This window comes from Ruegeria sp. H4 (assembly GCF_056533065.1).
The window spans coordinates 1,354,651-1,379,963 of sequence record NZ_JBQFOC010000001.1; the positions used below are offsets into that span (position 1 = coordinate 1,354,651).

General features: G+C 59.1%; 29 protein-coding genes and 1 tRNA gene. 14 read left to right on the forward strand and 16 right to left on the reverse strand.

Features of this window, described 5'->3' with window-relative positions:
• Window positions 1–86 precede the first annotated feature (86 nt).
• Together dksA and ACR0KG_RS06890 are read left to right on the forward strand one after the other, a co-directional pair.
• Window positions 87–509, forward strand: a complete 423-nt coding sequence (gene dksA, locus ACR0KG_RS06885; protein WP_170450050.1) for an RNA polymerase-binding protein DksA — start codon at window positions 87–89, stop codon at window positions 507–509.
• 71 nt (window positions 510–580) lie between these two features.
• Window positions 581–1,732 (forward strand): FAD-dependent oxidoreductase, encoded by a 1,152-nt coding sequence (locus ACR0KG_RS06890; protein ID WP_480826822.1) that lies wholly within the window; start codon window positions 581–583, stop codon window positions 1,730–1,732.
• A gap of 4 nt (window positions 1,733–1,736) precedes the next feature.
• Here ACR0KG_RS06890 and xth read toward each other — a convergent pair whose 3' ends face one another.
• Together xth and ACR0KG_RS06900 are read right to left on the reverse strand one after the other, a co-directional pair.
• Window positions 1,737–2,516, reverse strand: coding sequence for an exodeoxyribonuclease III (gene xth, locus ACR0KG_RS06895; protein ID WP_480546904.1), 780 nt, complete (start codon window positions 2,514–2,516; stop codon window positions 1,737–1,739).
• A 206-nt stretch (window positions 2,517–2,722) separates the two neighbouring features.
• Window positions 2,723–3,046: a HesB/IscA family protein gene (locus ACR0KG_RS06900; protein WP_480826823.1), complete on the reverse strand. Its 324-nt coding sequence runs from the start codon at window positions 3,044–3,046 to the stop codon at window positions 2,723–2,725.
• Window positions 3,047–3,122: 76 nt separating this feature from the next.
• Here ACR0KG_RS06900 and ACR0KG_RS06905 point away from each other — a divergent pair, with 76 nt between their 5' ends.
• Entirely contained in the window at window positions 3,123–4,265 is a 1,143-nt protein-coding gene (locus ACR0KG_RS06905) for a deoxyguanosinetriphosphate triphosphohydrolase (protein ID WP_480826824.1), read from the forward strand.
• On the opposite strand, the gene ACR0KG_RS06910 is transcribed toward ACR0KG_RS06905, so the two are convergent.
• Window positions 4,266–4,757, reverse strand: a complete 492-nt coding sequence (locus ACR0KG_RS06910; RefSeq protein ID WP_480826825.1) for a putative pterin-binding protein — start codon at window positions 4,755–4,757, stop codon at window positions 4,266–4,268.
• Between the two features lie 193 nt (window positions 4,758–4,950).
• On the opposite strand from ACR0KG_RS06910, the gene argS reads away from it, so the two are divergent.
• The 6 genes from argS to ACR0KG_RS06940 all read left to right on the forward strand — a co-directional run bounded on the left by argS (window position 4,951) and on the right by ACR0KG_RS06940 (window position 10,537).
• Window positions 4,951–6,696, forward strand: coding sequence for an arginine--tRNA ligase (argS, locus tag ACR0KG_RS06915; RefSeq protein ID WP_480826826.1), 1,746 nt, complete (start codon window positions 4,951–4,953; stop codon window positions 6,694–6,696).
• An 86-nt stretch (window positions 6,697–6,782) separates the two neighbouring features.
• A complete protein-coding gene (locus ACR0KG_RS06920) occupies window positions 6,783–7,814 on the forward strand; it encodes an SPOR domain-containing protein (RefSeq protein ID WP_480826827.1) in 1,032 nt (343 codons plus the stop codon).
• Entirely contained in the window at window positions 7,811–8,818 is a 1,008-nt protein-coding gene (gene nagZ, locus ACR0KG_RS06925) for a beta-N-acetylhexosaminidase (protein WP_480826828.1), read from the forward strand. The genes ACR0KG_RS06920 and nagZ overlap by 4 nt, the downstream gene beginning before the upstream one ends.
• Window positions 8,808–9,602: a segregation and condensation protein A gene (locus ACR0KG_RS06930; RefSeq protein ID WP_480546916.1), complete on the forward strand. Its 795-nt coding sequence runs from the start codon at window positions 8,808–8,810 to the stop codon at window positions 9,600–9,602. Before nagZ ends, ACR0KG_RS06930 begins: the two co-directional genes overlap by 11 nt.
• A complete protein-coding gene (scpB, locus tag ACR0KG_RS06935; RefSeq protein ID WP_480546918.1) occupies window positions 9,595–10,245 on the forward strand; it encodes an SMC-Scp complex subunit ScpB in 651 nt (216 codons plus the stop codon). The genes ACR0KG_RS06930 and scpB overlap by 8 nt, the downstream gene beginning before the upstream one ends.
• A gap of 64 nt (window positions 10,246–10,309) precedes the next feature.
• Window positions 10,310–10,537 (forward strand): hypothetical protein, encoded by a 228-nt coding sequence (locus ACR0KG_RS06940; RefSeq protein ID WP_480542578.1) that lies wholly within the window; start codon window positions 10,310–10,312, stop codon window positions 10,535–10,537.
• Between the two features lie 3 nt (window positions 10,538–10,540).
• Here ACR0KG_RS06940 and ACR0KG_RS06945 read toward each other — a convergent pair whose 3' ends face one another.
• From ACR0KG_RS06945 to ACR0KG_RS06980, 8 genes are all read right to left on the reverse strand, one after another.
• On the reverse strand, window positions 10,541–11,620 hold the full coding sequence (locus ACR0KG_RS06945; protein ID WP_480826829.1) for a 2'-deoxycytidine 5'-triphosphate deaminase: 1,080 nt from the start codon (window positions 11,618–11,620) through the stop codon (window positions 10,541–10,543).
• Window positions 11,621–11,681: 61 nt separating this feature from the next.
• A tRNA-Pro gene (locus ACR0KG_RS06950) sits at window positions 11,682–11,758 on the reverse strand.
• Window positions 11,759–11,818: 60 nt separating this feature from the next.
• A complete protein-coding gene (locus tag ACR0KG_RS06955) occupies window positions 11,819–12,415 on the reverse strand; it encodes a MerR family transcriptional regulator (protein WP_480826830.1) in 597 nt (198 codons plus the stop codon).
• Window positions 12,416–12,433: 18 nt separating this feature from the next.
• Window positions 12,434–12,736 carry an integration host factor subunit alpha gene (gene ihfA, locus ACR0KG_RS06960; RefSeq protein ID WP_008755922.1) on the reverse strand — a complete coding sequence of 101 codons (303 nt, stop codon included), beginning with the start codon at window positions 12,734–12,736 and terminating at the stop codon, window positions 12,434–12,436.
• Between the two features lie 96 nt (window positions 12,737–12,832).
• On the reverse strand, window positions 12,833–13,804 hold the full coding sequence (locus ACR0KG_RS06965; RefSeq protein WP_480826831.1) for a beta-ketoacyl-ACP synthase III: 972 nt from the start codon (window positions 13,802–13,804) through the stop codon (window positions 12,833–12,835).
• Window positions 13,805–13,825: 21 nt separating this feature from the next.
• Window positions 13,826–14,914: a phosphate acyltransferase PlsX gene (plsX, locus tag ACR0KG_RS06970; protein ID WP_480542584.1), complete on the reverse strand. Its 1,089-nt coding sequence runs from the start codon at window positions 14,912–14,914 to the stop codon at window positions 13,826–13,828.
• A 24-nt stretch (window positions 14,915–14,938) separates the two neighbouring features.
• Window positions 14,939–15,145 (reverse strand): 50S ribosomal protein L32, encoded by a 207-nt coding sequence (gene rpmF, locus ACR0KG_RS06975; protein ID WP_480542586.1) that lies wholly within the window; start codon window positions 15,143–15,145, stop codon window positions 14,939–14,941.
• A 206-nt stretch (window positions 15,146–15,351) separates the two neighbouring features.
• On the reverse strand, window positions 15,352–15,888 hold the full coding sequence (locus tag ACR0KG_RS06980) for a YceD family protein (protein WP_480826832.1): 537 nt from the start codon (window positions 15,886–15,888) through the stop codon (window positions 15,352–15,354).
• A 92-nt stretch (window positions 15,889–15,980) separates the two neighbouring features.
• On the opposite strand from ACR0KG_RS06980, the gene ACR0KG_RS06985 reads away from it, so the two are divergent.
• From ACR0KG_RS06985 to ACR0KG_RS06995, 3 genes are all read left to right on the forward strand, one after another.
• Window positions 15,981–16,451, forward strand: a complete 471-nt coding sequence (locus tag ACR0KG_RS06985) for an outer membrane protein assembly factor BamE (protein WP_480826833.1) — start codon at window positions 15,981–15,983, stop codon at window positions 16,449–16,451.
• A 100-nt stretch (window positions 16,452–16,551) separates the two neighbouring features.
• Window positions 16,552–17,292 (forward strand): GNAT family N-acetyltransferase, encoded by a 741-nt coding sequence (locus ACR0KG_RS06990; protein WP_480826834.1) that lies wholly within the window; start codon window positions 16,552–16,554, stop codon window positions 17,290–17,292.
• Between the two features lie 67 nt (window positions 17,293–17,359).
• Window positions 17,360–19,168, forward strand: a complete 1,809-nt coding sequence (locus ACR0KG_RS06995; RefSeq protein WP_480826835.1) for an ABC-F family ATP-binding cassette domain-containing protein — start codon at window positions 17,360–17,362, stop codon at window positions 19,166–19,168.
• A gap of 75 nt (window positions 19,169–19,243) precedes the next feature.
• Here ACR0KG_RS06995 and ACR0KG_RS07000 read toward each other — a convergent pair whose 3' ends face one another.
• Window positions 19,244–19,531, reverse strand: a complete 288-nt coding sequence (locus tag ACR0KG_RS07000) for a putative quinol monooxygenase (protein ID WP_480546930.1) — start codon at window positions 19,529–19,531, stop codon at window positions 19,244–19,246.
• Between the two features lie 123 nt (window positions 19,532–19,654).
• Between ACR0KG_RS07000 and ACR0KG_RS07005 the strand changes: the two genes are divergently transcribed.
• On the forward strand, window positions 19,655–19,984 hold the full coding sequence (locus ACR0KG_RS07005) for a winged helix-turn-helix transcriptional regulator (RefSeq protein ID WP_480546932.1): 330 nt from the start codon (window positions 19,655–19,657) through the stop codon (window positions 19,982–19,984).
• A gap of 6 nt (window positions 19,985–19,990) precedes the next feature.
• Here ACR0KG_RS07005 and ACR0KG_RS07010 read toward each other — a convergent pair whose 3' ends face one another.
• Both ACR0KG_RS07010 and ACR0KG_RS07015 read right to left on the reverse strand, forming a co-directional pair.
• Window positions 19,991–20,533, reverse strand: coding sequence for a sugar O-acetyltransferase (locus ACR0KG_RS07010; protein WP_480826836.1), 543 nt, complete (start codon window positions 20,531–20,533; stop codon window positions 19,991–19,993).
• A gap of 9 nt (window positions 20,534–20,542) precedes the next feature.
• Window positions 20,543–21,298, reverse strand: a complete 756-nt coding sequence (locus ACR0KG_RS07015; protein WP_480826837.1) for a 3-hydroxyacyl-CoA dehydrogenase — start codon at window positions 21,296–21,298, stop codon at window positions 20,543–20,545.
• A gap of 213 nt (window positions 21,299–21,511) precedes the next feature.
• Between ACR0KG_RS07015 and ACR0KG_RS07020 the strand changes: the two genes are divergently transcribed.
• Entirely contained in the window at window positions 21,512–22,387 is an 876-nt protein-coding gene (locus ACR0KG_RS07020) for a hypothetical protein (protein ID WP_480826838.1), read from the forward strand.
• Window positions 22,388–22,470: 83 nt separating this feature from the next.
• On the opposite strand, the gene tyrS is transcribed toward ACR0KG_RS07020, so the two are convergent.
• Together tyrS and ACR0KG_RS07030 are read right to left on the reverse strand one after the other, a co-directional pair.
• Complete coding sequence (gene tyrS / locus ACR0KG_RS07025) at window positions 22,471–23,715, reverse strand: tyrosine--tRNA ligase (protein ID WP_480826839.1); 1,245 nt, start codon at window positions 23,713–23,715, stop codon at window positions 22,471–22,473.
• Between the two features lie 87 nt (window positions 23,716–23,802).
• Window positions 23,803–25,095 (reverse strand): MFS transporter, encoded by a 1,293-nt coding sequence (locus tag ACR0KG_RS07030; protein WP_480826840.1) that lies wholly within the window; start codon window positions 25,093–25,095, stop codon window positions 23,803–23,805.
• Window positions 25,096–25,313: the final 218 nt, after the last annotated feature.

Below are 25,313 nucleotides of genomic sequence, written 5' to 3' on the forward strand. Positions count from 1 at the left end.
TCGGATAAACGCTGCGCAGAAGGGGGTGCCAAATGTCAGGTGATACAACCGCGACCGACGTTTCTGGCCATACCGAGGGAGCAGATATGAAGCAGGAAGTTTTTCTGCCGGATGATTACCGCCCGGCCGAAGATGAGCCTTTCATGAATGATCGTCAGCTTGAGTATTTTCGACGCAAGCTGCTGGATTGGAAGACAGAGTTACTTGCAGGCAGCCGCGATACGATCGAAGGGCTGCAGGACAATACCCGTAACATTCCCGATGTCGCTGATCGCGCAAGCGAGGAGACCGACCGCGCGCTGGAACTGCGCACGCGGGATCGCCAGCGCAAGCTGGTGGCCAAGATCGACTCGGCCCTGCGCCGCATCGACGAGGGCGAATACGGGTATTGCGAAAAGACCGGTGATCCGATCTCGTTGAAGCGTCTGGATGCGCGACCCATCGCGACCATGACGTTGGAAGCGCAAGAGCGTCACGAGCGCCGCGAGAAGGTTCACCGCGACGATTGATCGCTGAAAATCGCAAAAAATTCGGAACGCCGGGGCCTGTCGCCTCGGCGTTTTTGCGTTAAGCCCAAGGGATGAAACTCGACGGGCTGAAATTCTGCGTTGTGGGCGGTGGCATAGGTGGTCTGGCCGCCGCGCTTGCCTTGCAGCAACGCGGGGCGCGGGTAACCGTATTTGAGCAGGCCGCCGCCCTGACCGAAGTGGGCGCGGGTTTGCAGATCAGCCCAAATGGGATGTGCGTACTTCGCGCATTGGGTGTCGTGTCCGATATTCCGCCCTTGGGCCAAAGGTCCTACGGAACCGTGCTGCGCGACTACCGCAAGGGTCGTATCATCAGTCGGTTGCCAGGCCCTAAGGCCGGGCCAACCTATTACTATCATCGCGCCGATCTTTTGGGGCTGCTACTTCAGGCGGTCCAAACCGCCGGGATCGATATCCGTTTGGGCGCATGTGTCGCTGAGTTGCGGAAACACCCGACCGAGGTCGAACTTGTATTTGAAAGCGGCGAGCCTGTGCGCGCCGATTGCGTCATCGCCGCCGATGGCGGACGCAGTACGCTCCGGCCCAGCTTGAACGGGTCTGAGACACCCGTATTCACTCATCAGATTGCTTGGCGCGCGACAGTTCCATGGAAGGGGGCTGAGGCCCAACCGCGCGCCACACTCACGATGGGCCCAGGCCGCCATGTGGTGACCTATCCGCTGCGCGACCAGAGCTTGATGAATATTGTTGCGATCGAAGAGCGATCAGACTGGCAAGAAGAAGGTTGGCGCAGGCAAGGCGATCCAGATGATCTGCGCGCCCGTTTCGCGGATTTTGGAGGGCCGGTGCGCGACATACTCGCCGACGTGAAAGAGGCACATCTTTGGGCGCTTTTCCTGCGACCGGTTGCAAGCACATGGCAGGACGGCCGCATGGCTCTGTTGGGCGATGCCGCGCATCCAACACTGCCCTTCATGGCGCAAGGGGCGTGCTTGGCGCTTGAAGACGCATGGGTTTTGGCCCGGTGCTTTGACGATCATTCAGAGATGAGCAGCGCTCTGGCGGCCTATGAGGCGGCGCGTCTGCCGCGCGCTGAGCGCGTCGTTGCGGCTGCAGCTGCAAATGCCCGCAACTTTCACCTTAAAGGCCCCAAAAGGATCACTGCGCAGCTAGCGCTTTCAGTGATCGGCCTGCATCTGTCACGCCGATATGAATGGGTTTACAGCCACGATGTGACGACCTGAGCGGTCAAATGTCCAGATCCACCCAGACGGGAACATGATCTGATGGTTTTTCCTGCCCGCGTATATCGGTGTCGATCTGGCAATCGCGCATTAGATCAGCCGCTTGCGGGGTGAGCAGGAAATGATCGATCCGGATGCCGTCATTTCGATTCCAAGCACCGGCCTGATAATCCCAAAATGAATAATGCCCGGGACCTTGCGTGCGGGCGCGAAAGGCTTCGGTAAATCCAAGATTTAGAATTTTGCGAAACGCCGCGCGGCTTTCTGGACGAAACAGCGCATCCTCGCGCCACGCGTCGGGGCGTTTGGCGTCCTCGTCCTGCGGGATGATATTGTAGTCGCCCGCCATCAATGCGGGCTCCTCGCTTGCCATAAGGTCTTTGGCGCGCGCATAGAGACGCTCCATCCAGGCCAGCTTATAGTCGTATTTAGGCCCCGGCACCGGATTTCCATTCGGCAGGTAGAGCCCACAAATCCGGATCGCCTGCTTGCCGACAACAGTGGCCTCGATCCATCGCGCCTGTTCGTCTTCTTCATCGCCAGGCAAGCCGCGCGAGACGTCCTCGAGCGGTGGCTTGGACAGAATGGCAACGCCATTAAAGCTTTTTTGGCCATGGGTTTCGACGTTGTACCCCCGGTCTTCAAACATCTCGCGCGGGAAGTTCTCATCGACGGATTTGATTTCCTGCAACAGAACCACATCGGGCTGCGCGTCATCCAGCCAGCGGGGCAGGGCCTCGGCCCGCGCTTTGATGCCGTTGATGTTGAACGTGGCGATTTTCATACGCGGTCCTCCGATGCCTCAGGGCAACCTATCGCGCAGAACCGGCCCAACGGCAAGATGGAGGGTAGGGTTGCGAGGCTCTGCCTCGCGCTCCGAGGTATTTGGGAACAGAAGAAGGTGGGCGGTTTCTCATACTTCTTCTGTTTGAAAATACCTCGGGGGAGGCGCGGCTTGCCGCGGCGGGGGCAGAGCCCCCATATGTTAAGTTACATCGAAAATGATGTGCCGCATCCGCAAGAGGAGGTTGCGTTTGGGTTTTCGATCACAAACCGCGCGCCAATCAGTTCCTGGGTGAAATCGATGACAGCGGCTTCCAAAAACGGCAGAGAGATCGAGTCTACGATCACCTTTTGCCCTTTGCCTTCCAGCACCAGATCGTCCTCTTTGGGTTGGTCCAGCGCAATTTCGTATTGAAAACCGGAACATCCGCCGCCTTCCACTGCGACGCGCAATGCTTGCCCCTGATCCGCCGCGCCGATTTCGGCGAGGCGCTCAAAGGCGCGTTCAGTAACTGTTGGGGGCAGATTCATGCCAGACTCCAAAGGTTTATTTCCTTCTCGCGCTGCAATATATGCAACCAAAGGACGGGCGACAAGGACAAGACCTTTGGACAGAGCGGGTTTTGCCTCGGATCCAGGCCGCGCCAGGGGGCGGCTGGTGCCAGAGGAAGAAAGCAGTTTCCGATCATGCTTTCAGCGGGATCGGGACAGGATCATTCATGCCAGCGCCTTTCGGCGGCTGAAACACAAGACGCAGGTCTTTGTCGAACATGAAGGTGACAGCTATCGCACCCGGTTGACGCATTCCATCGAGGTCGCTCAGGTGGCGCGTACGATTGCCGGTGCGCTTGGCCTCAACCCGGAACTGACCGAGGCGGTGGCGCTGGCGCATGATCTGGGCCATACCCCGTTTGGGCATACTGGTGAAGACGCCCTGCACGCATTGATGCAGCCCTATGGCGGTTTTGACCATAACGCACAGGCCATTCGGATCGTGACCCGGCTGGAGCGGCATTATGCTGAATTTGATGGCTGTAACCTGACCTGGGAATGTCTGGAAGGCATTGCCAAACACAACGGGCCGGTTGTCGGAGAGCTTCCGTGGGCCTTGGCAGAATGCAATGCCGGTTTCGATCTGGAATTGTACACTCATGCGAGCGCCGAGGCGCAGGTTGCTGCATTGTCAGACGACATTGCCTATAACAATCATGACCTGCTGGATGGCTTACGTGCTGATCTGTTCACGGATAAGGACATTCAGCAATTGCCCATCGTGGGGGATTGCTATGCTGAGGTGGATCGCAAGTATCCGGGTCTGGACCCATATCGCCGCAGGCACGAGGCGTTGCGGCGGGTGTTTGGGGTGATGGTCTCGGACGTGATCGACACGTCGCGGGACCTGATCGCTAAGTCTGGGGCGCAGACGGTCGAGGATATCCGCCATCTCGGCCATCCGGTGGTCCAGTTTTCAGCTGCTCTTTGGGCGCAACTAGAAGAGATCCGCGCCTTCCTGTTTGCGCGCATGTACCGCGCGCCCAGCGTGATGCAGGTTCGGGCCGAGGTCAGTGCGGTTGTTGAGGAACTGTTTCCGATCTACCTCAATGATCCCAAACAGATGCCCGTGCGCTGGCATGGGGATATCGAGGCTGCGCAGGATGAAACTGCTCTGGCCCGGATCGTATCTGACTATATCGCCGGGATGACGGATCGGTTCGCGCTGCAGGATCACGCTCGTTTGACCGGGCATTGATTATTCAACCTCGATGTAAGCCAGCGCCCAGACCTGTTGCCCGGCTTGTTCTTGCGCCAGCTCTTCATCATCTGTCGGAGGGAATACGATCATCGTTGGGCCATAGCCGCCGATTCCCATCGGAGACCCGTCAGCATGCGTGGCCAAGATGGGTTGATGCGACGTGATGCTGTCCCACGAAATCTCCGACTGATAGCCGTCCATGGCCATGGGTTTTGCGGTTTTGCCGACAGCGCCCGCCAATGTCATAACATCTGCCAAAAGAGGTCCGGAAAAAGCGATCTGTCGCTGGTTGCCTTCGGGGCCATAGAGGATAGTGATCTCGACCTGTTCCATGCTGTTCAGAGTTGCTGCGTCGAAACCGGCAGCGCCCTCGTGCTGAACATCTAGAAAGCCCAGTAGACCGCCGTCATTCTCGCCACGGGGTGGCAGATTGGTTTCGGTCACCGCACCACCAAGCGTCAGCAGGACGTGACCGGTGGGGGCGGGCATCTAAGCCACGGCAGGCAGCGAGGTTGTCAGCAGCAGGGCAAGGGGTAGGGCAAGGCGCATAAGGTAGTCTCCGGTTAGTCAGGCCCTATCGAGACTAGCGGGCTATGGATTGAAGCCAAGCGCAAACTTGCGCGATCCATTGACGTTCACGCCTTGCGTGGTAAACCGCCCGGCAAGCAAAAGGACATCCGTAATGAACCTGTTTTCCGAGATCCGCGCCCTGGTACTGGACGCGCTGGCGCAGATGCAGTCCGAAGGCGCGCTGCCCGAGGGGCTGAGCTTTGACAACGTGGCGGTCGAGCCTCCGCGCGATGCGGCGCATGGCGACATGGCGACCAACGCGGCGATGGTGCTGGCGAAACCGGCGAAGATGAAGCCGCGTGACATTGCGGATGTTCTGGCCGGGAAGCTGGCCGCAGACGGACGGATCGCCAGTGCCGAAGTTGCTGGCCCGGGTTTTTTGAACCTGCGGCTTGCACCGTCGGTCTGGCAGGGCGTGTTGGCGGCGGTGTTGGAGCAGGGCACCGACTATGGCCGCTCGACCATGGGGCAGGGGCAGAAGGTTAACGTGGAATATGTCTCGGCCAACCCGACTGGCCCGCTGCATGTTGGTCATACGCGGGGGGCGGTATTTGGGGACGCCTTGGCGAGTTTGCTGGCTTATTCCGGCCACGACGTGACGCGTGAATACTACATCAATGATGGAGGCGCGCAGGTCGATGTGCTGGCGCGGTCCGCCTACGAGCGGTATCGCGAAGCCAATGGTCTGAGCCCCGAGATTGCTGAGGGCCTCTATCCTGGTGACTATCTGATCCCGATCGGCGAGGCGCTGAAAGAGAAATATGGCGACAACCTGATCGACAAGCCGGAAAGCGAATGGCTGGAAGATCTGCGCGAGTTTTCGACCGACGCGATGATGGACCTGATCCGCGCAGACCTGAAGGCGCTGGGCGTTGAGATGGATGTGTTCTTCTCGGAGAAATCCCTCTATGGCACGGGCCGGATCGAGGCCGCGTTGCAGTCGCTGACCGGCAAGGGCCTGATCTATGAAGGCGTGCTGGAGCCACCCAAAGGCAAGAAGCCCGAGGATTGGGAGCCGCGCGAGCAGACCCTGTTCAAATCGACCGAACATGGCGATGATGTTGACCGCCCTGTCAAGAAGTCGGACGGCGCATGGACCTATTTCGCCCCCGATATCGCTTATCACTATGACAAGGTGACCCGTGGCTTTGATGCGCTGATCGATGTGTTTGGTGCAGACCATGGTGGCTATGTAAAACGGATGAAAGCGGCTGTTTCGGCTCTGTCTGACGGTAAAGTGCCGCTGGATATCAAGCTGACCCAACTGGTGAAGCTGTGGAAAAATGGCGAGCCGTTCAAGATGTCCAAACGGGCCGGGAACTTTGTAACCCTGCGCGATGTGGTCGATCAGGTTGGCCCGGATGTGACCCGTTTCGTGATGCTGACACGTAAGAACGACGCGCCTCTGGATTTCGATTTCGACAAGGTGCTGGAGCAGAGCCGCGAGAACCCTGTGTTCTACGTGCAATACGCCCATGCCCGCGTCATGAGCGTGCTGCGCCGCGCCGCCGAGGCTGAGATTGCCGCCGATGACGCAACCCTTGTCGGCGCCGATCTGGGCAAGATCGATCATGCCTCAGAGCTGGCTGTGGCCAAGAAACTGGCCGAATGGCCACGCTTGGTTGAGATCGCGGCCCGCACCAACGAACCGCACCGGGTTGCCTTCTATCTCTATGAATTGGCCGGGGATTTTCACGCTCTTTGGAACAAGGGCAACGAAGAAACCCAGCTGCGGTTCATCCAGGATGGCGATGTTGCCACAAGCCAGTCGAAAATCGCATTGGCCCGTGCCGTTTCGGTTGTGATTTCAGCAGGCTTGGGTATTCTTGGCGTTACTCCGGCGCAGGAGATGCGGTAACCAATACCGCCCGAACCGCCGGTCTGAGGCAGACAAGAAATGACCCGCGCGCTTTGATTTAAGGCGCAGTCGGGCGGTGAGGCAACATGGCGAGTTACGATTACTCGGGGCATCACGACCCCGAGCATATGCACTATCCGAATCAATCACAGGCTCAGGATGTCTATCCCGAGGATGAACCACGCGGTGCGTTTGGGCTCGCGCGGATGGTAAATGTGCTGGGGGCGGTGGCTTCATTGGCCTTGGTCGCCGGTGTTGGTGTCTGGAGCTACAAGCTGGTGATGCGCGATGTCAGCGGTGTACCGGTCGTGCGTGCCGCCGAAGGTCCGATGCGTATCCAGCCTGAAAATCCAGGCGGACGACCTGCCGATCATCAGGGGCTTGCGGTGAACGCCGTGGCTGCCGAAGGTACGGCTGCGGCCCCTGCGGATCGCCTGATCCTTGCACCGCGTCCAGTCTCGTTGACGGACGAAGACCTACCGGCAGGCGAATTGAAGCCCACTCCGGCACTTCACGTGGTGGAAGAACCGATCTCGAACCAAGAGGCTGCAGCGCTACGGCAAAACGCGGTTGATGCTCTGGTGGCGGAACTGGCAGGCGAGGCGGCCCGTGCCGATCAAGAGGCCGCACCGGGTGTGCAGGTTGCATCCCTTGCCGCGCCCGAGGAAGAACCCGCCATCGACCCGGCCGATCTGGCCGCTGCACTGCCGGACCCGGCGATTGCGGAACTGCCCGGTGTGCGCCGGTCATTGCGCCCGCATACGCGCCCGGCGCGTCGCGCGCCTGCTGTCGATACCTCCGAGGCGTCGATCAATGCGGCAGTGAAGGCGGCTGTTGGATTGGATATCGACCCCAATACACTCAGCAAAGGAACCCGTCTGGCCCAGTTGGGCGCCTTTGAAAGCCCGGATGTGGCAAAAGCCGAATGGGTGCGTCTGAGCGGCCAATTCGGTGAGTATATGGATGGAAAACAGCGTGTTATCCAGAAAACCTCAAGCGGAGGGCGCACCTTCTATCGGCTGCGCGTGTTGGGGTTCGAGGATCTGAGCGACTCGCGTCAGTTCTGTGCCGCGCTCGTTGCACAAGGCGCTGACTGCATCCCGGTCGCCGTCCGGTGACATTTGGCGCTGCGATCACCGATGCTGAGGGACTGCGGCTAACCGACGATGAACGGGCCCTGTTCCGCGACATGAACCCGTTTGGGTTCATTCTGTTTGCCCGCAATATCGATAGCGCCGATCAAATCCGGGCCCTCTGCGATGATTTCCGCGAGGCTGTCGGGCGCAATTGTCCGATCACCATAGATCAGGAAGGTGGGCGCGTTCAGCGTCTGCGCGCGCCTCTGGCCCGCGTGTGGATGCCTCCGCTGGATCATGCCAACCGGGCCGGAGAACAGGCCGAACGGGCCATGTATTTGCGCTATCGCCTGATCGCGCATGAGCTGTTCGAGCTCGGGATCGATAGCAACTGCGCACCCACGTTGGATCTGGCCCGGGCTGAGACCCATGCGTTTCTGCGCAACCGGTGTTACGGCGTAGACGTGGACACCATCGGCAACATCGGACGTGCCGTGGCGCAGGCCCATCTGGATGGCGGTGTTCTGCCCGTGGTGAAACACATGCCGGGTCACGGACGTGCAACGCTGGACACTCATTTTGAATTGCCTTTGGTCGATCTGCCTTTGGAGGAGCTGAAAGATACTGATTTTGCACCGTTTCGTGCGTTGAATGATCTGCCGATGGGCATGACCGCGCATTTGGTGTTCGGGCAGGTTGACCCGCTCCCGGCGACCATCTCGCCCGAAATGATGACGGTGATCCGAGACGTTATTGGTTTTGACGGTCTGATCATGACCGACGATATCTCGATGGAGGCGCTGAGCGGCTCGGCGGCTGAGCTGTCGCGTCAGGCGATCGAGGCCGGGTGCGACGTAGTATTGCACTGCAATGCCAGCTTGGTTGAACGCGCCGAGGTGCTTAAGGCCGCCGGTCAGATGACCGAAGTCGCGCAGGCCCGCGCCGAACGGGCCTTAGCGATGCGCAAGCCCCCGCAGGAACTTGACATCGAGGCCACCGAAGCGGAACTATCTGCCCTAATGGGCGGGCAGGTATATGAACGATAACCTTTTCAGCGAAGACCCGGTCTCGGTCGCCGATCGACTGGCAGCCGAGGCGTTGATCGTTGATGTCGACGGGTTCGAAGGCCCGTTGGACGTGCTGCTGACCCTCTCGCGCACTCAAAAGGTGGATCTGCGGAAAATCTCGGTTCTGGCATTGGCGCAGCAATATCTTGCCTTCGTGGAAAAGGCCCGCGCGCTACGGATCGAACTTGCGGCGGATTATCTGGTCATGGCCGCTTGGCTGGCCTTTCTGAAATCCCGCTTGTTGCTGCCACCGGACCCGGATGACGAAGGCCCCTCGGGCGAGGAACTGGCCGCGCATCTGGCGTTCCAGTTGGAACGCTTGCAAGCCATGCGAGATGCTGCTGCACGTCTGATGGCACGAGACCAATTGGGGCGTGATTTCTTCAAGCGCGGGCAGAGCGAGGACGTCACCCGCATCCGCACGGTGACCTATTCCGCGACGCTGCTGGACCTGATGCAGGGTTATGCCCGTATCCGCACACGGGACGAGTTCCGGCCCTTTGTAATGGACCGTGATGCCGTGTTTACCATGGAACAAGCATTGGAACGGATGCGCCCGCTGATCGGGTTCGCCGGGGCTTGGACCGATATGGAGACCTACCTGCCGGAGGGGTGGGAGGCTGATCCAGTTCGCCGCCGCTCGGCCACAGCGGCGACCTTTGCGGCCTCGCTGGAATTGGTGAAAGAAGGACACATGGAAATGAAGCAAAGCGAGACCTTTGCTCCGATCCAATTGCGCAAGAGGACCGAAACACGTGACTGACACACCCGAAGAGACCGGTACCCTGTTTGAAGCGCCCCCGCTGGCCGAGCAGGAACGCATGGTCGAAGCAGTGCTGTTTGCCAGCGCCGCGCCAGTGACGGTTGCCGATCTCGAAGCGCGGATGCCGCATGGCAGCGATGCGGCGCAGGCGGTTGAACTGCTTCAGAAACGGTACGAAGGGCGCGGCGTGCGCGTGGTCAAGGTGGGTGAGGCCTGGGCGATCCGCACCGCTCCCGACCTCGGATTTTTGATGCAGAAGGAAACGGTTGAAACCCGCAAGCTGAGCCGCGCTGCGATTGAGACGCTGGCCATCGTGGCCTATCACCAGCCCTGCACTCGGGCCGAGATCGAAGAGATTCGCGGGGTTTCCGTATCGCGCGGGACGATTGATCAACTGCTAGAGATGGAGTGGATTCGATTGGGTCGCAGGCGCATGACGCCGGGCCGTCCGGTGACCTTTGTGGTGACCCCAGAGTTTCTGGACCATTTCGGGTTGGAAAACGCCCGTGATCTTCCAGGCCTCAAGGAATTGCGCGCCGCCGGGCTGCTCGAAAACCGCCCACCACCGAGTGCAATGCCACTGGGCGAGGGGCAGGACGAGGCAGAAGACGAGGATCAAACCGAACTGTTCGAGGAAGATTGATCAAGCGGCCCTTTTGTTGCCGCAGATGAACGCTATCTTGAGGCAGAAGAAACGGAGTTGAGCAATGAACGCCAATCGGATCATCGACATGATCGTGCGACAGGTCATGCGGCGCCTAGTGAACAAAGGAATCGACAAGGGCATCGATATGGCCAGTCGTCGTGGCGGGAACCCGGATCAGGCACCCTCGAATACGGGCGCGCCGAAGAATGCCAGTGCGCCGCGTCACGCGAAGAACCTAAGGCAGGCGCATCGAGTAACGCGCCAGATGCGCCGGTTCATGAAATTCTGAAGCCTAGCCTGTAGCCTTGAAATGCTTGGACAGTTTCAGGCCCTGTCCCTGATAATTCGATGCGATGCCAGCGCCGTATAGCTGGGTGGGCATCTCGGCCATTTTCTCATAGACCAATCGCCCGACGACCTGCCCGTGCTCCAGCACAAAGGGTGCCTCGTGGCAGCGCACTTCCAACACGCCGCGCGATCCGGCTCCGCCAGCCTCGGCATGGCCAAAACCGGGATCGAAGAACCCTGCATAGTGCACACGGAACTCACCAACCATGGCCAGATAGGGCGCCATTTCGGCGGCATACATCGGCGGGATATGCACCGCCTCGCGGCTGACCAGAATGTAGAAGGCGCCGGGGTCCAGAATGATACGCCCATCCTTGGTACGCACCTCTTCCCAGTATTCCTGAGGGTCGTATTCACCGATGCGGTCCAGGTCGATCACACCGGTATGGGGCTTGGCACGATAGCCGACCAGATCGGTATCAGGCAGTTGCAGATCGACAGAAAAGCCCAACCCGTCCTGAATGACAGCGGGGCCATCGACCAGAGGTGAGGCGGCATGCAAATCAGTCAGTTCCGCGTCGGTCAGAACCGCCTGACCCTGGCGGAACCGGATCTGGTTCAGACGCATGCCTGGGCGGACCAGAACCGAGAAGGAGCGCGGGCAAATCTCGGCATAAAGAGGCCCTGTATAACCCGCTGGAATCCGGTCAAACTCGGTCCCACCATCGGTGATGGTACGGGTCAGCAGGTCCAGCCGCCCGGTTGAGCTTTTGGCGTTGGCCACGGCGCTGGTGTGGCCGGGCAGGGCCAGCGATTCCATCAGCGGCACGAGGTAGACGCAGCCTTTTTCCAGAACGGCCCCGTCGGTGATGTCGATGCGGTGCATCTCAAACTCGGCCAAGCGGTCGGCGACGGACCGGGTTTCGCCTGCCAGAAAGGATGCGCGGACCCGGTAAGCTACTGTTCCCAAACGTAGATCAAGGCTGGCAGGTTGCACCTGAGCGGGGATGACATCGGGGGTAGCACTGATCTCACCGCGTGCGATCATCGCTTCAATCTGCTGGTTTGGGCATACACCTGTCATTCCGATCCCCCCTGATGCCAGAGCGGGATCTGGCCAATGTGCCACAAACGTCGGTGTGATATGGTCGGGCTAGCAGGACTCGAACCTGCGACCTTCCGTCCCCCAGACGGACGCGCTACCAGGCTGCGCCATAGCCCGACGTTGGAGTGTTCATAAAGAAATTCCCGGCAGGGGCAAGAGGAAAACACTGCCTTTTTCCTATCCCGCCATCTTGGCTTCGATCCGGTCCAGCCAGCTGCGCAAATCCCGCGCGATCGGGGCGATTTTGTTCAGAAGATCGGGGTCGAACTCTGCGCGATTCCAGACCAAAGACGCCAGACCGCCTGTCAGCGGCGCCGTGTCGAGCACCGGGTCTTGCGTCTTGGGTTCGGCGGCCACCGGTTCGGTTTGAGCCTCTGCCTGAGGGGCCGCGACAGGCGTGCCGAGGTCCATATCAATCTGTTCAGAGGTGGGCGCAGGCGCGGGCGAGAAGGGGACAACCGTCTCTTCCGCAGCCTGTGGCATGGCCGCGGAGGCCTCGTCCAGCCCATGGGACAATCCAATGACATGGGCAACGCCGCGTTCGCGTAAAATCCGCTGAACACCTTTGATCGTCACCCCATCTTCATGCAGCAGTTTCTTGACGCCGCCCAGCAGCAGCATGTCGTTCGGGCGGTAATATCGCCGCCCTCCGGCGCGTTTAACGGGTTTGACCTGAGTGAACCGGCTTTCCCAGAATCGCAGAACATGGGCCTGAACTCCGAGCCAATCCGCAACTTCAGAGATCGTGCGAAATGCGTCGGGGGATTTGCTCATGTCCGCAGAGCTCCGGCGTTACTTGCGATTCCCGGCAGCGACGCGATCTTTCATCAGATGCGACGGGCGGAAGGTCAGAACGCGGCGGGGTTGAATCGGAACCTCTTCGCCGGTTTTGGGGTTACGGCCGATACGGGCGGTTTTGTCCCGAACGCTGAAGGTGCCAAAAGACGAAATCTTGACCTGTTCGCCACGCACAAGCGCGTCGGACATGTGGTTCAGCACGCTTTCGACCAGCTGTGCGCTTTCATTGCGTGACAGGCCAACCTCACGAAAGACGGCCTCGCTCAGATCCATTCGGGTCAGTGTTTTGTCGCCCATGTTTTTTCCCCTGTTGCTACCAAACCATAGGGTCAGGGCAAATTCACTGTCAATATCAATGAATTGCGCGCGGCTGTGTAAGCTGGAATGCGCTTGTTACCAGCGCAAAAGAACCGATCCCCAGGCCAAACCGCCACCAATTGCCTCGGTCACTAGCAAATCGCCCGGTTTGAACTGCCCGCGCTGCTTGGCCACGGACATGGCCAAGGGAATCGAGGCCGCCGATGTGTTGCCGTGATCCTGTAGGGTGACAACAACGTGATCCATTGGTACGCCCAGTTTCTTGGCAGTGCCCTGAATGATGCGGATATTGGCCTGATGCGGGACGATCCAGTCCACATCTTCGTGTTTCAGCCCAACTTTTTTCAGGCAGGTTTCGGCGGTGGAGGTTAAACGCTCGACCGCCTGCCGGAACAATTGGTTGCCCTTCATCCGCAGATAACCGGTGGTCTGGGTCGACACCCCGCCATCTACATAGAGCAGATCCTTGTAACGCCCGTCCGAATTCAGATCGGTGGCCAGAATCCCGCGATCGTCGGAGGTACCATCGCCCTCCTGCCGCTCCAGTATCAGCGCGCCTGCGCCATCGCCGAACAGCACGCAGGTCGACCGGTCTGACCAGTCCATGATTCGAGAGAAGGTTTCGGCTCCGATCACCAGAACGCGTTCGGCCTGGTCTGACAGGATCAGAGCGTTCGCGTTTGTCATCGCGTAGACGAAACCGGCGCAGACGGCCTGCACGTCAAAGGCAAATCCCTTGGTCATACCAAGGCGCGACTGCACCATCGTTGCAGCAGACGGAAAGGTCAGATCAGCGGTTGAGGTTGCAAGCACGATGGCATCGATATCATCTACTGTCAGCCCCGCGTCGGCCAGCGCGGCCTCGGCGGCTTTGGTGGCCATATCCGAGGTCGTTTCCCCTTCGGCTGCAAAGTGGCGGCGTTCGATACCGGAGCGCGTTCGGATCCATTCGTCCGATGTATCCAGAGTTCGTTCGAACTCGGAATTCGGGACGATACGTTCGGGCAAATAATGCCCTACACCTACAACGACTGAACGGCCTGCCATTCTTGGGTACTGCCTTCTTTGTTATTCTTCCGCCTGCGGCGCGGCATGGGCGGCATCTTGTGCAAGCTGGGCTGTTGATGCAACCCGTGCGGCCAATTTTTCGGCAAATCCCGACTCGGCTAGTGTAAAGGCCAGTTTGACTGCTGCCGAAACACCGGTTGCGTCCGCACCTCCATGCGATTTCACGACTGTGCCATTCAGGCCAAGGAACACCCCGCCGTTAACTTGTCGAGGATCGATACGCTTCTTCAAACGCCGCAACGAAGTAATTGCCAAAACCGATGCAAGACGTGAAAGAGGCGTATATTTGAACGCCTGCCGCAGCAGATCACCGATCAGGCTGGCGGTGCCTTCACCTGTCTTGATGGCGACATTACCGGTAAACCCGTCGGTTATGATCACATCTGCCTTGTCACCGGGGATATCGCTGCCTTCGACAAAGCCCACAAAATCGAAGTTTGCGGGATCGGCAAAATCGGCGATCAGGGAATGCGCCTCTTTCAACTCGGCCCGGCCTTTATGTTCCTCGGTGCCCACGTTCAGCAGGCCGATCCGGGGACGGTTCAGCGCCATCCCGTTGCGGGCGTAAGAGGCCCCCATCAGCGCATATTGCAGCAGGTCCTTGGCATCGGCTCGGACATCGGCGCCCACATCCAGCATCACGTTGAAGCCCTGAGGATTGCGCGAAGGCCAAAGGATCGCAATCGCCGGACGGTTTACCCCCGGCAATTTGCGCAGGCGCATCATCGACAGCGCCATCAGGGCACCGGTGTTGCCGCACGAAACCGCCCCGTGTGCTTCACCCTGGCGCACGGCTTCCAGTGTCGACCACATCGACGTCTGTTTGCCGTTGCGCACAACCTGGCTGGGCTTATCTTCCATCGTGACCACGTCTGGGCAATCACGAAAATCGACGCGCCCATCCAGGACGCGCCGTTTCGCTACGAGCTTGCGCAGCGTGTCTTCGGGACCATGCAGCAGAAACCCGATATTGGGGTTCTTCTTTGCTGATCGCGCAAGGCCTGCAACAACAACTGCGGGACCTGCGTCCCCCCCCATAGCGTCAACCGAGATGGTGATCCGTTCGGCGTGCGTGGGCTGTTCAGTCATTCCCGGGCCAGCGTTCAATCAGGCTTAGGCCGCGTCTTCGTCCAGGTCGATTTCGTCGGCCTGTGCGATCACCTCACGGTCATCATAATGGCCACATGCGCCACAGACGTGGTGTGGGCGACGAAGTTCGCCACAGTTCGGGCATTCGTTCGGGTTTGCAGCAACCAGAGCGTCGTGTGCGCGGCGGTTGTTGCGACGCGACTTGGAAACTTTGTTCTGTTGGACGGCCATGGTCTCAACCTTTGTCTGACTGTGGGCCAGCAGATTCGCTGCCGACCGGGTTTCATATTTCGTTTTATCGTGGTTTGACGCGCGTTTAGGGTACATGCCCCACGTTGTCCAACCTAAAATCCGATGAGCGCGCGAAAATACTGCGATTCTCGTCATGATCAAGCGATTTTTCTGACCGCCTGCTATGACAGGAAATCAAGGCTCTGTCACTCGTCTTTTTTCAGTGCATCCCGCAGTTCGGCCAACCCAGCAAAGGGTTTGGCATCTTCATCTGTCATCGCCTGTTTGCCGGGTTCTGTATAGTCAGCCTGACCCATCTGGGCCCCGTCCTTTCGAGGGTATTGAGGCAGGGCCAGCGATAGTGCTTCGATCATCACGATCTCGGGGTCGATCTCGGCCCCAAGCGGCTCGGTCTCGTCGCCTTCCGGGATTTCGTATTCCGGTTCGTCCGGATCGGACCAATCGGCCACATACAGGCGTGAAACAGGCAGATCGATCCGGGTTGTCACTGGTTCCAGCGTCACGACGCAGGGCTGAATCACCGTTGCACCCAATGTGCCGGTCAGGACCCAGTCGCGCTTGCCATCGGCGCGCACTTGCCCTGCAAAGCTAAGTTTGCGCAGCCCAAGCAGGCCCAAATCCTGTTTGATGTTCTCAAGCGCGTCCTTTTCCGGGCGTAGCTCAAACGAGGTTGCGGTGTTCTGGGGCAGGTCGGCCACCCGCAGGGATGTAACGTTGCCCATGTCCTGAGCCTTTCTATGTGTTGAACCGTGGCTGCGGTTTCTGTAATCGGATAGAAGCCGCAAGAGGCCAAGGCAAGAGGGTGAGCAAGTTGATGGTTGGAAATAGGTCGAAAACGGCGTTGCGAACAGTTGCGTTCCTTGCCTGCCTTACTGCGATTACCGCCTGTACGCCGATTTTCAGGAATCACGGTTATGTGCCGCCTGCGGATGAACTGGCCGAAATCAAGGTCGGGACCGACACGCGCGACAGTGTGACCGAGGCCATCGGCGCCCCCGGCATATCCGGGGTCGTGAACGATTCTGGCTTCTATTATGTGCGCTCGCGCGTGCGCCACTACGGTCCCAAACGGCCCGAGGTCGTTTCGCGAGAGCTGGTCGCGATCAGCTTTGATCAGCGCGGCGTGGTCCGGAATATCGAAAGATTCGGGCTTGAAGACGGGCTTGTGATTCCGCTGGAACGCCGTGTGACCGAATCCAGCGTCAGCGACACAGGCTTCCTGCGTCAGCTGCTTGGCAATATCGGCAACTTCAACCCGGCGAACATTCCGGGTGCGTCCGAATAATATCGCTGACCGTCTTGTCTGCTTCACATGACGGTCACATCTTCTGTGGTAACGGGAGCGTAGTTCAGAAATCCGGTCCGCAAGCGCGGAGGAAGCGACGATGACCAATGCCGTCTTGTTAAGCAAGGGACGCTATCAAGCGCGACTGGCGCAAAGTGCCAATGATCTGAAAGCAGCGCAGCGACTTAGAACCCTGGCCTTTGAAACGGATCGGATCGATACGGACGCGTTTGATGCCGCCTGCGCCCATGTTCTGGTCGAGGATTTGCGGGCCGATGGGCAGTTGGTTTGCTGTTTTAGGATGCTGACTATGGCAAATGGTGCGGATATCGGGCGCAGCTATTCTGCCCAGTTCTATGATCTCTCCAGCCTCGAAGATTTCGATGGCCGCATGGTCGAGATGGGGCGGTTCTGTATCCATCCGGACTGGACCGATCCGGATATTCTGCGCGTCGCGTGGGGGGCCATGACCACCTTTGTCGACCAGAACCGGATCGAAATGTTGTTTGGCTGTTCCTCATTCGCAGGAACCGAGACCGCGCATTATCTCGATGCGTTTGCGATGCTGAAGCATCGCCATCTGGCCCCGAAACGCTGGTTGCCACGGGTCAAGGCGCCGGATGTCTTCCGCTTTGCAGCCAGTCTGCGGCGTAGGCCCGATGCAAAAAAGGCGATGCTGCGGATGCCGCCCTTGTTGCGCACCTACCTGATGATGGGTGGCTGGGTCAGCGATCATGCGGTGGTCGACCGGCATATGAACACGCTGCATGTGTTCACCGGGCTGGAAATCGGGTCGATTCCTCCGGCGCGGAAACGTCTGCTGCGCGCGGTGGCCGGGTAGGTCGCGTATTTCCGAAAAGGTGAAGCGGGGCGTTGACGCCTTGTGCCTGCCGGTTTAGCTGGCGGGCATGGCGAGAATTCCTTTGTTGCAGATGTCCGACATTTCCCTGACCTTCGGGGGTGATCCGGTATTTTCCGAGCTTGATCTGGTGGTTCAGCCCGGCGACTGCGTCGCGCTTGTGGGGCGGAACGGGTCGGGCAAATCCACATTGATGAAAGTGATGGCCGGTCTGGTTGAGGCGGATCAGGGCGAAATCACCGTGCCGCCCGGAAAATCCGTTGGGTATATGGAACAGGACCCCGGAATGGAGGGGTTTGCCACGCTGGGCGATTATGCCTGCAGCGGGTTGGAGCCCGGCGAGCTGTACAAGGTGGAACGCGCGGGCGAGGGGCTGAAGTTCGATCCCGACCGCGCCGTCGAAACCGCCTCGGGCGGTGAGCGGCGGCGGGCAGCCTTGGCCAAGCTGATGGCCGAAGCACCGGATTTGATGTTATTGGACGAGCCGACCAACCATCTGGATATCGAAGCCATCGCCTGGCTGGAACGCGAATTGGGGTCAACTCGTGCAGCTTTTGTGCTGATCTCGCATGACCGCGCGTTTTTGCGCGCTTTGACCAAGGCGACACTGTGGATCGATCGCGGTGCCGTGCGGCGACAGGAGCAGGGTTTTGAAGCGTTTGAAGCCTGGCGCGACAAGATCTGGGAAGAAGAGGATCAGCAGCGCCACAAGCTGAACCGTTTGATCAAATCCGAGGCCAAATGGGCCGTCGAAGGGATCAGCGCTCGGCGTAAGCGCAATCAGGGCCGGGTGCGGGCACTGCAGGCCTTGCGGGCCGAGAAGGCAGCGCAGATCAAGCGCCAGGGCTCTGCTGCGATGACGCTTGAGGCTGGGCCAAAATCCGGCCGAAAGGTGATTGAAGCCAAGGGGTTGGCCAAATCTTTTGGCACTCAGCAGATTGTGCGAAACTTTGATCTGCTGGTGCAACGCGGCGACCGCGTCGCGTTTGTGGGCCCCAACGGTGTGGGCAAGACCACCCTGCTGAAAATGCTATTGGGGCAGGAACCAACGGATGAGGGCTCTGTCGCCTTGGGCACCAATCTTGAGGTGGCCGTATTCGACCAAGCCCGCGCGCAATTGGACCCGGAGATGACCCTGTGGGACAGCCTGACCGGCGATCCCGAAATGCGGGTCTCTGGCAAGGCCGATCAGGTGATGGCGGGCGGGCAGCCCAAACATGTGGTGGGGTATCTGAAGGAATTCCTGTTCGACGAACAACAGGCCCGCGCCGCCGTTAAATCTCTGTCCGGGGGCGAGAAAGCGCGGTTGCTGCTGGCCAAACTAATGGCCAAATCCTCGAACCTTTTGGTGTTGGACGAACCAACCAACGATCTGGACGTGGAAACACTGGATTTGCTGCAGGAGCTGCTGGACGAGTATGACGGCACTGTTCTACTGGTCAGCCACGACCGGGATTTTCTGGATCGCGTCGCGACGACAACCATTGCCATGGAAGGCGACGGGCGGGCGACGGTCTATGCCGGAGGATGGTCAGATTACATTGCGCAGCGTGGCGACGTGCCTGAGAAAAAGGAAGAAAAAGCAAAAGCTTCAAAGCCAAAGATAAAGCAAGAGGCAAAGCCGAAAACAGGCCTGTCATTCTCAGAAAAACACCGGCTTGAGAAACTGCCAGCCGAGATTGCACGGCTTGAGGCCGAGATTTCGAAGCTGGAAGAATTGATGTCCGATCCCGAACTGTTCACCCGCGAGCCGGTCAAGTTCCAGAAAGCAACTGACGCCTTGGTCGAACGGCAGGAAAAGCTGGCCTCGGCTGAGGAAGAGTGGCTGGCGCTGGAAGAAAAGGCCGAAGCGGGTTAACCGCTTAACGAACGCATTTACCCTGTTCGCGCGCAGCCCGAGGCTCTTTGACCTCGGGCTTTTTCTTTTGAGCAGTTAACCAATCCGCGTCATCTCTTTCAGGACGAAATCAGCAACACTGCCCTCAGTCGCCTCCATATAGGCGGAGAGGTGCGGAGCATTCATGTGGGTCTGCCATAGCTCGCGAGATTCCCAGTTTTCGTAAAAGACAAAGAAACCGGGATTGGTTGTGTCGATATGCAGGTCGTATTGCTTGCAACCCTCTTCACCACGCGTGATCGGGATCAGCTTTTCCAACTCAGTGCGCACAAGGTCTTCCTTGCCGGGATTGGCGGTGATCTGGGCGAGAATAGTCAAGGCCATGGTGTATCCTATGGGTGATTTTTGTGATGACCACGGATATGTGACATACACGTCAACTACGCAAGAACGCACAATATGTGTAGGTAGGCACAGTTTGTATACTGTAAAAACAAAAGGCCAAATATGAATCGGTTCGAAAGATATGATTGCAGCGGCGGTTGCCCGGTTGAGGCGGGGCTGGAACAAATCTCGGGCAAATGGAAGGGCTTGGTGATCTATCATCTGTTGGGCGGAACCATGCGATTTAGTGCGTTATCACGCGCTTTGGGAACCGTGACCCAGCGCAGCCTGACCAAACAACTGCGTGAGTTGGAGGCTGATGGAATCGTGCATCGCGAAGTCTACCCGGAGGTACCGCCCAAGGTCGAATACAGCCTTACACCCAAGGGGCAAGCGTTGGGTCCTGTGATTGAGGCACTTGCCGATTGGGGGCAAAACCGTGTTTTAATCTGAGCATCGTCAGAGAGGCCGTGCAGGGCTTCCGACTACGGTTTTAGCGGCGGCTACATCCTTTGTGACCACAGCACCCGCGCCGACGATGGCGTTATCGCCGATTGTCACTCCGGGCAGAATAAGGGCGCTGCCGCCGACCCAGACGTTGTTGCCGATAGTCACCGGCAACGCGATTTCCAGCCCACGGGCACGCTCTGCCGGGTCTTTGGCGTGTTGCGCGCAATAGATTTGCGCCTGAGGCCCGAACATCGTGTCATCGCCGATCTGCACCCGTGCTGTATCCAGAACCACGCAGCCTGCATTGAAATAGACCCGTTTGCCCAGGTGGATATTGAGGCCATAGGCGCAGTGAAACGGTGCCTCGACATAGCAACCGGAACCCGGATCACCCAGCAGTGCATGCAGCGCCGGGTCCATGTTGCCGCGTGCATCAGGATCGCACGAGTTATGTGCGTGAACCGCGCGCCGTGCCGTGGCGCGCAGGGCGTCGAGCTCGGGGTCGAGGCAGCAATACCACGCACCAGCCTGCATTTTCTCGCGTTCGGTCATGGGGCAGACTTACCGCATCCGCAGCGCCCCGTCGATGCGAATGACCTCTCCGTTCAGATACCCCATCTCGACGATGAAACCGGCCAGTTGGGCGTATTCCTGCGGATCGCCCAGACGGGCCGGGTTGGGCACGTCAGCGGCCAGTTGTTGCTGCACTTCTTCGGGCAGGCCCGCCAGCATCGGTGTCATGAAAATACCCGGCGCGATGGCCATAACCCGGATACCGGTTGAGGCCAGATCGCGCGCCATCGGCAGAGTCATCCCGACCACACCGCCCTTGGACGCGGCGTAGGCCGCCTGACCCTTCTGCCCGTCAAAGGCCGCAATCGACGCTGTGTTGATGATCACGCCGCGCGCGCCATCCGGTTCGGGCTCATTTCTTGCCATTTCAGCAGCGGCAAGACGCGAGACGTTGAAGGTGCCGACCAGATTGATGTCGATGGTACGCTGGAAGGCGCCCAGCGGATGCGGACCATCCCGGCCCACTGTTTTGATACCGTAGGCGATGCCCGCGCAATTCACCGCAGCATTTATCCGACCCATTTTTTCCATTGCGGTGGCGATGGCGGCCGAGACCGAGCTTTCCTCGGTCACATCGGTCTGTGCAAAATGGCCTCCGATCTCGCGGGCGACCTGTGCGCCGCGATCCTGATCCCGGTCCAGAATAGTGACCTGTGCGCCTTTATCACCAAAATGGCGAGCGGTCGCTTCTCCAAGCCCCGAGGCGCCCCCGGTCACGATGGCAGCGGTGTTTGACAGGTTCATGGCGGCCCTCCAACTTTTCTGAACATTTGTTCAATAACGGGGTGAGGCGGGATCTGTCCAGACAATTGACTCTGCCTCTCTCAGCTATGGTGCCAGGTGACCCTAGGTTAAGAAATCTTCAGCTTACGCTCATCCAGTTTTTACGGACCACCACCATTTGCTGATCGAATAACCTGACATCTTCGGGTGTTTCTAGGTCAGGAGGATCTGAAAATGTTAACGAGTACCAAAGGTAAACTGGGCGCATTTGCAATTGCGCCATTTGTTGGAGTTCTGATGGCAGGCAGCGCGGCTGCCGCAACAGAAGTCTGCAACTGGAAAACCGCCCGCACGGCGGCGAATAACGGAGATTACGCCGCACTCTGCGCCTGTTCGCAGGTCACGCCAAGTTTTCTGAAGCAACTGCAAAGGCGCGCGGATTTTGAGACGACCTTGCAGAATACCGGCGCCATGTGTCCGGGTCTTGCAGCCTTGTTGACGGATTTGCCAACGGCGTCGATCTCTGACCCGGCCAGCAATCGCGGAGAAGACCGCAACTCGGATGGTCCATTACCAAGCGCGCCGGGTGCGGGTGAAAACGGCGATGGCGGTGATTCCGGTGGCGGAGGTCAAGGGCCGGGTAATGGCGGCGGAGACGATCCTGGCAATGGCGGTGGAAACGGCCCCGGAGATGGGGGCGGCGATCCCGGCAACGGTGGCGGTGACGGTCCCGGTGACGGCGGAGGCGATCCCGGTAATGGCGGCGGTGACGGTCCTGGCGATGGTGGTGGAGGCCCCGGTGATGGCGGTGGTGATAACCCCGGTGACGGGGGCGGTGAAGGCCCCGGCAAAGGGGGTGATGGCCCTGGTAAGGGTGGCGGCAAAGGCGGCGACGGTCCCGGTAAGGGCGGCGGCAAAGGTGGCGGCAAAGGTGGTGACGGTCCCGGTAAGGGCGGCGGCAAAGGTGGCGGCAAAGGTGGTGACGGTCCCGGTAAGGGCGGCGGCAAAGGTGGCGGCAAAGGCGGTGACGGTCCCGGTAAGGGCGGCGGCAAAGGTGGCGGCAAAGGCGGTGACGGTCCCGGCAAGGGCGGTGGCAAAGGAAAGCGCTAAACCATCTTGCTTCGCAATGGCACAAGAAAAAAAACGGCCACCAAATGGTGGCCGTTTGTCTTCGCGATCTCGCAGGTGTCACTTTATCCCAGTTGCACCAGCGCATGCCGCTTCTTGCCCGCGCTGAGCTTGATGGGTGAGGACAGAGCAACTGAATCGATCATCAAACCGGCATCAGTCAGCGGCGCGTCATCCAACTTTGCACCGCTTTCGGCGATCAGGCGTTTGGCCTCCTTGCCGGATTTGGCAAGGCCGGATTTGACGATCAGTTGCACAATCGAAACCGGCAGATCATCGCCCGACAGGGTCAGTGTCGGCAGATCATCACCAACGCCGCCTTTTTCGAACACTTCGCGGGCGGTGGCCTCGGCCGTTGCGGCGGCCTCAGACCCGTGCAGGAGGGTTGTGACCTCGTTGGCGAGGCGGATTTTGGCCTCGTTGATCTCGGACCCTTCCAGTGCGGCTAGACGGTCGCATTCGTCCACAGGCAATTCGGTGAAGATTTTCAGGAACCGGCCCACATCTGCGTCGGTCGTGTTGCGCCAGAATTGCCAGAACTCATACGCCGACAGCATATCGCCGTTCAGCCAGACAGCACCGCCCTGTGATTTGCCCATTTTGCGCCCGTCGCTGGTGGTCAGCAAGGGCGTGGTCAGGCCATAGATCTCGTGATCCAGCACGCGGCGGGTCAGGTCGATACCGTTGACGATGTTTCCCCATTGATCCGAGCCGCCCATCTGCAGAACACAGCCGTAGCGGCGGTTCAATTCGAGGAAGTCATAGGCCTGCAGGATCATGTAGTTGAATTCGAGGAATGACAGCGATTGCTCACGGTCCAGCCGGGATTTCACCGATTCAAAGCTCAGCATCCGGTTGACCGAAAAATGCCGCCCGATATCGCGCAGGAAATCGAGGTAGTTCAGGCTGTCGAGCCATTCGGCATTGTTCAGCATCAGCGCGCCGGTCTCGCTGTCATCGTAAGACAGGTATTTCGAGAACACCTGTTTCATGCCTGCGATATTGGCGTCGATCTGTTCTGGGCCCAGCAGGGGGCGCTCATCCGAGCGGAACGATGGATCGCCCACCTTGGTGGTGCCGCCGCCCATCAGGGTGATCGGTTTATGCCCAGTCTTTTGCAGCCAGCGCAGCACCATGATGTTCATCAGGTGCCCCACGTGCAAAGACTGCGCCGTGGCGTCATAGCCGATGTAAGCCGTCTGCACCCCAGAGATCAGCGCGTCGTCAAGGCCCTGATAATCGGTGCAGTCAGCCAGAAAGCCGCGCTCGATCATCGTGGCGATGAAATCCGATTTGGGGTGGTAGGTCATGGTTTGCCCTTTGGGTTTATGTTGCGGGGCACTGTATAGGCGGCAGATGGGGTAAGGGAAAGGCACCAATTCGCAAGAAATGGCGGCCTATTGAGTGGGTGCCATGCCTTTGGCCGGGGTGGTGGGCAGTGTGAATGCATAGAGCATCGCGCAGACGTTCAAAATGGCCAATGCGATGATAGGCGTTACCGGGTCGTGCAGGTGTGCCACTGCTCCGAGACCTGCGGCAAAGGCAATCCCGAACAGGCCCGCCGTCACATCGCCCAACGCGACCAGATAGGGGCGCTCTTTCTCGCCGGTCATTTCGATCAGATACAGGTAGCGGCCATAGATCACGCCGTTGCCACCCAGTGACAACAGCAGAATGACAAAGGCGTAGATCCAGACATTGGAGGCATAGCCCATCATCGTGAACCCAAGCGCTGCGATAGCCGAGATTGCCGATGTCAGGCAGCCCAGCCACATTACATGTTTGACCGAAACGCGACCACTCAGCCAACCCCATAGAAGCGAGCCGATGACCACGCCGGCGCTGGCGCCGATCACGAAATAGCTGAGCGAGTGTTTGGTGCCGATATGGTAGGTTGCGGCGTGGATCGTGTAAAATGGCATGGCCAGTTCGACCGAGACGAACAACAGCCGCGCGATCAGGAATTTGCGATACCAGGGCATGGCCATTCCGGTTTCAAAACCGGTTGCCAGTTCTTTCAGCGGCTTTGGTTTTTTTACCGGTTTTGGCGGGTGTTCGATTTCATCCTCAAACAGCTGCACACCGGCAAAGCTGATCCCGGCTGCAAACATGGCAATCACGCCGCACCACATGACCACGATATGCCGTTGCATCGGCTGGTCTGAGGACAACAGATCCTTGGTCGCCCACACCACGATGATCGCCAGCACACCCGATATGGTCGCCTGGGCAAAGACCATTCGGTTGCGTTTCGCCTCGGGGACCGAGGTGCCATAGATCTGGCTCGTCCCAAGGCTGGTGATGCCTTGACACAGGCCCATGATGATCGCCGTCAGCAGGAACAATAAAATGACCATCGTTTGCGGCAGGTTGGTCGCAAATAGGGCGACGAGGGCCAGGATCGCTCCGGTTAGCAGGTTTGGGATATAGACCGCAACCTTTGCACGGGTGATGCGGTTAATCAGTGGCGAAACAAAGATTTCAGCGATCAACCGTGCGCCGGTGACGAACGGCAGCAGCAACCCTGCAACAAAGGCTGGCGCACCCAAAGCCAGGTAAAGAAAGGGCAGAACAAGGCGCGGGTTCACCAACTGGCCGCCAATCGTGGCCAGAGACCCGGACCAGAAGATCAGTTGATAATTGCGGCTTACAACCGCGTCGACGTCCTTGGGTGTTGGTTGCTGTGCCATATGCTGCGTGTCGTTCGAAAGAGTCGGTACATTGCGAAGATACTATGCTGACGTGAAACTGAAAATCGCTCAACCACCACATTAATCTTGGGTGTTGATCCCGGGTCGCGCATGGCAAAAAACACAAACCGCACGGGTATTCGCCTTGCCTTGGGATTCGAAAAGCGGGCAGTGTCGCAGCAGCATCTAACCCTTGGGCAGGAGAGCAGCAGGTGCGC

Bases quoted from the DNA above. Each gene is read 5' to 3' on its own strand.
- ACR0KG_RS06980 (WP_480826832.1), bottom strand. From the start codon at position 15,888: ATGGGCAACGTTACATCCCTGCGGGTGGCCGACCTGCCCCAGAACACC.
- ACR0KG_RS06920 (WP_480826827.1), top strand. From the start codon at position 6,783: ATGGCGAGTTACGATTACTCGGGGCATCACGACCCCGAGCATATGCAC.
- ACR0KG_RS07010 (WP_480826836.1), bottom strand. From the start codon at position 20,533: ATGACCGAACGCGAGAAAATGCAGGCTGGTGCGTGGTATTGCTGCCTC.
- ACR0KG_RS07020 (WP_480826838.1), top strand. From the start codon at position 21,512: ATGTTAACGAGTACCAAAGGTAAACTGGGCGCATTTGCAATTGCGCCA.
- ACR0KG_RS07030 (WP_480826840.1), bottom strand. From the start codon at position 25,095: ATGGCACAGCAACCAACACCCAAGGACGTCGACGCGGTTGTAAGCCGC.
- ACR0KG_RS06910 (WP_480826825.1), bottom strand. From the start codon at position 4,757: ATGCCCGCCCCCACCGGTCACGTCCTGCTGACGCTTGGTGGTGCGGTG.
- plsX (WP_480542584.1), bottom strand. From the start codon at position 14,914: ATGACTGAACAGCCCACGCACGCCGAACGGATCACCATCTCGGTTGAC.
- ACR0KG_RS06985 (WP_480826833.1), top strand. From the start codon at position 15,981: ATGGTTGGAAATAGGTCGAAAACGGCGTTGCGAACAGTTGCGTTCCTT.
- ACR0KG_RS07000 (WP_480546930.1), bottom strand. From the start codon at position 19,531: ATGGCCTTGACTATTCTCGCCCAGATCACCGCCAATCCCGGCAAGGAA.
- ACR0KG_RS06945 (WP_480826829.1), bottom strand. From the start codon at position 11,620: ATGACAGGTGTATGCCCAAACCAGCAGATTGAAGCGATGATCGCACGC.
- ACR0KG_RS06995 (WP_480826835.1), top strand. From the start codon at position 17,360: ATGGCGAGAATTCCTTTGTTGCAGATGTCCGACATTTCCCTGACCTTC.
- ACR0KG_RS06965 (WP_480826831.1), bottom strand. From the start codon at position 13,804: ATGGCAGGCCGTTCAGTCGTTGTAGGTGTAGGGCATTATTTGCCCGAA.
- ACR0KG_RS06930 (WP_480546916.1), top strand. From the start codon at position 8,808: ATGAACGATAACCTTTTCAGCGAAGACCCGGTCTCGGTCGCCGATCGA.
- tyrS (WP_480826839.1), bottom strand. From the start codon at position 23,715: ATGACCTACCACCCCAAATCGGATTTCATCGCCACGATGATCGAGCGC.
- dksA (WP_170450050.1), top strand. From the start codon at position 87: ATGAAGCAGGAAGTTTTTCTGCCGGATGATTACCGCCCGGCCGAAGAT.
- ACR0KG_RS06900 (WP_480826823.1), bottom strand. From the start codon at position 3,046: ATGAATCTGCCCCCAACAGTTACTGAACGCGCCTTTGAGCGCCTCGCC.
- ACR0KG_RS07015 (WP_480826837.1), bottom strand. From the start codon at position 21,298: ATGAACCTGTCAAACACCGCTGCCATCGTGACCGGGGGCGCCTCGGGG.
- ACR0KG_RS06990 (WP_480826834.1), top strand. From the start codon at position 16,552: ATGACCAATGCCGTCTTGTTAAGCAAGGGACGCTATCAAGCGCGACTG.
- ACR0KG_RS07005 (WP_480546932.1), top strand. From the start codon at position 19,655: ATGAATCGGTTCGAAAGATATGATTGCAGCGGCGGTTGCCCGGTTGAG.
- rpmF (WP_480542586.1), bottom strand. From the start codon at position 15,145: ATGGCCGTCCAACAGAACAAAGTTTCCAAGTCGCGTCGCAACAACCGC.
- ACR0KG_RS06890 (WP_480826822.1), top strand. From the start codon at position 581: ATGAAACTCGACGGGCTGAAATTCTGCGTTGTGGGCGGTGGCATAGGT.
- ihfA (WP_008755922.1), bottom strand. From the start codon at position 12,736: ATGGGCGACAAAACACTGACCCGAATGGATCTGAGCGAGGCCGTCTTT.
- argS (WP_480826826.1), top strand. From the start codon at position 4,951: ATGAACCTGTTTTCCGAGATCCGCGCCCTGGTACTGGACGCGCTGGCG.
- xth (WP_480546904.1), bottom strand. From the start codon at position 2,516: ATGAAAATCGCCACGTTCAACATCAACGGCATCAAAGCGCGGGCCGAG.
- ACR0KG_RS06940 (WP_480542578.1), top strand. From the start codon at position 10,310: ATGAACGCCAATCGGATCATCGACATGATCGTGCGACAGGTCATGCGG.
- ACR0KG_RS06955 (WP_480826830.1), bottom strand. From the start codon at position 12,415: ATGAGCAAATCCCCCGACGCATTTCGCACGATCTCTGAAGTTGCGGAT.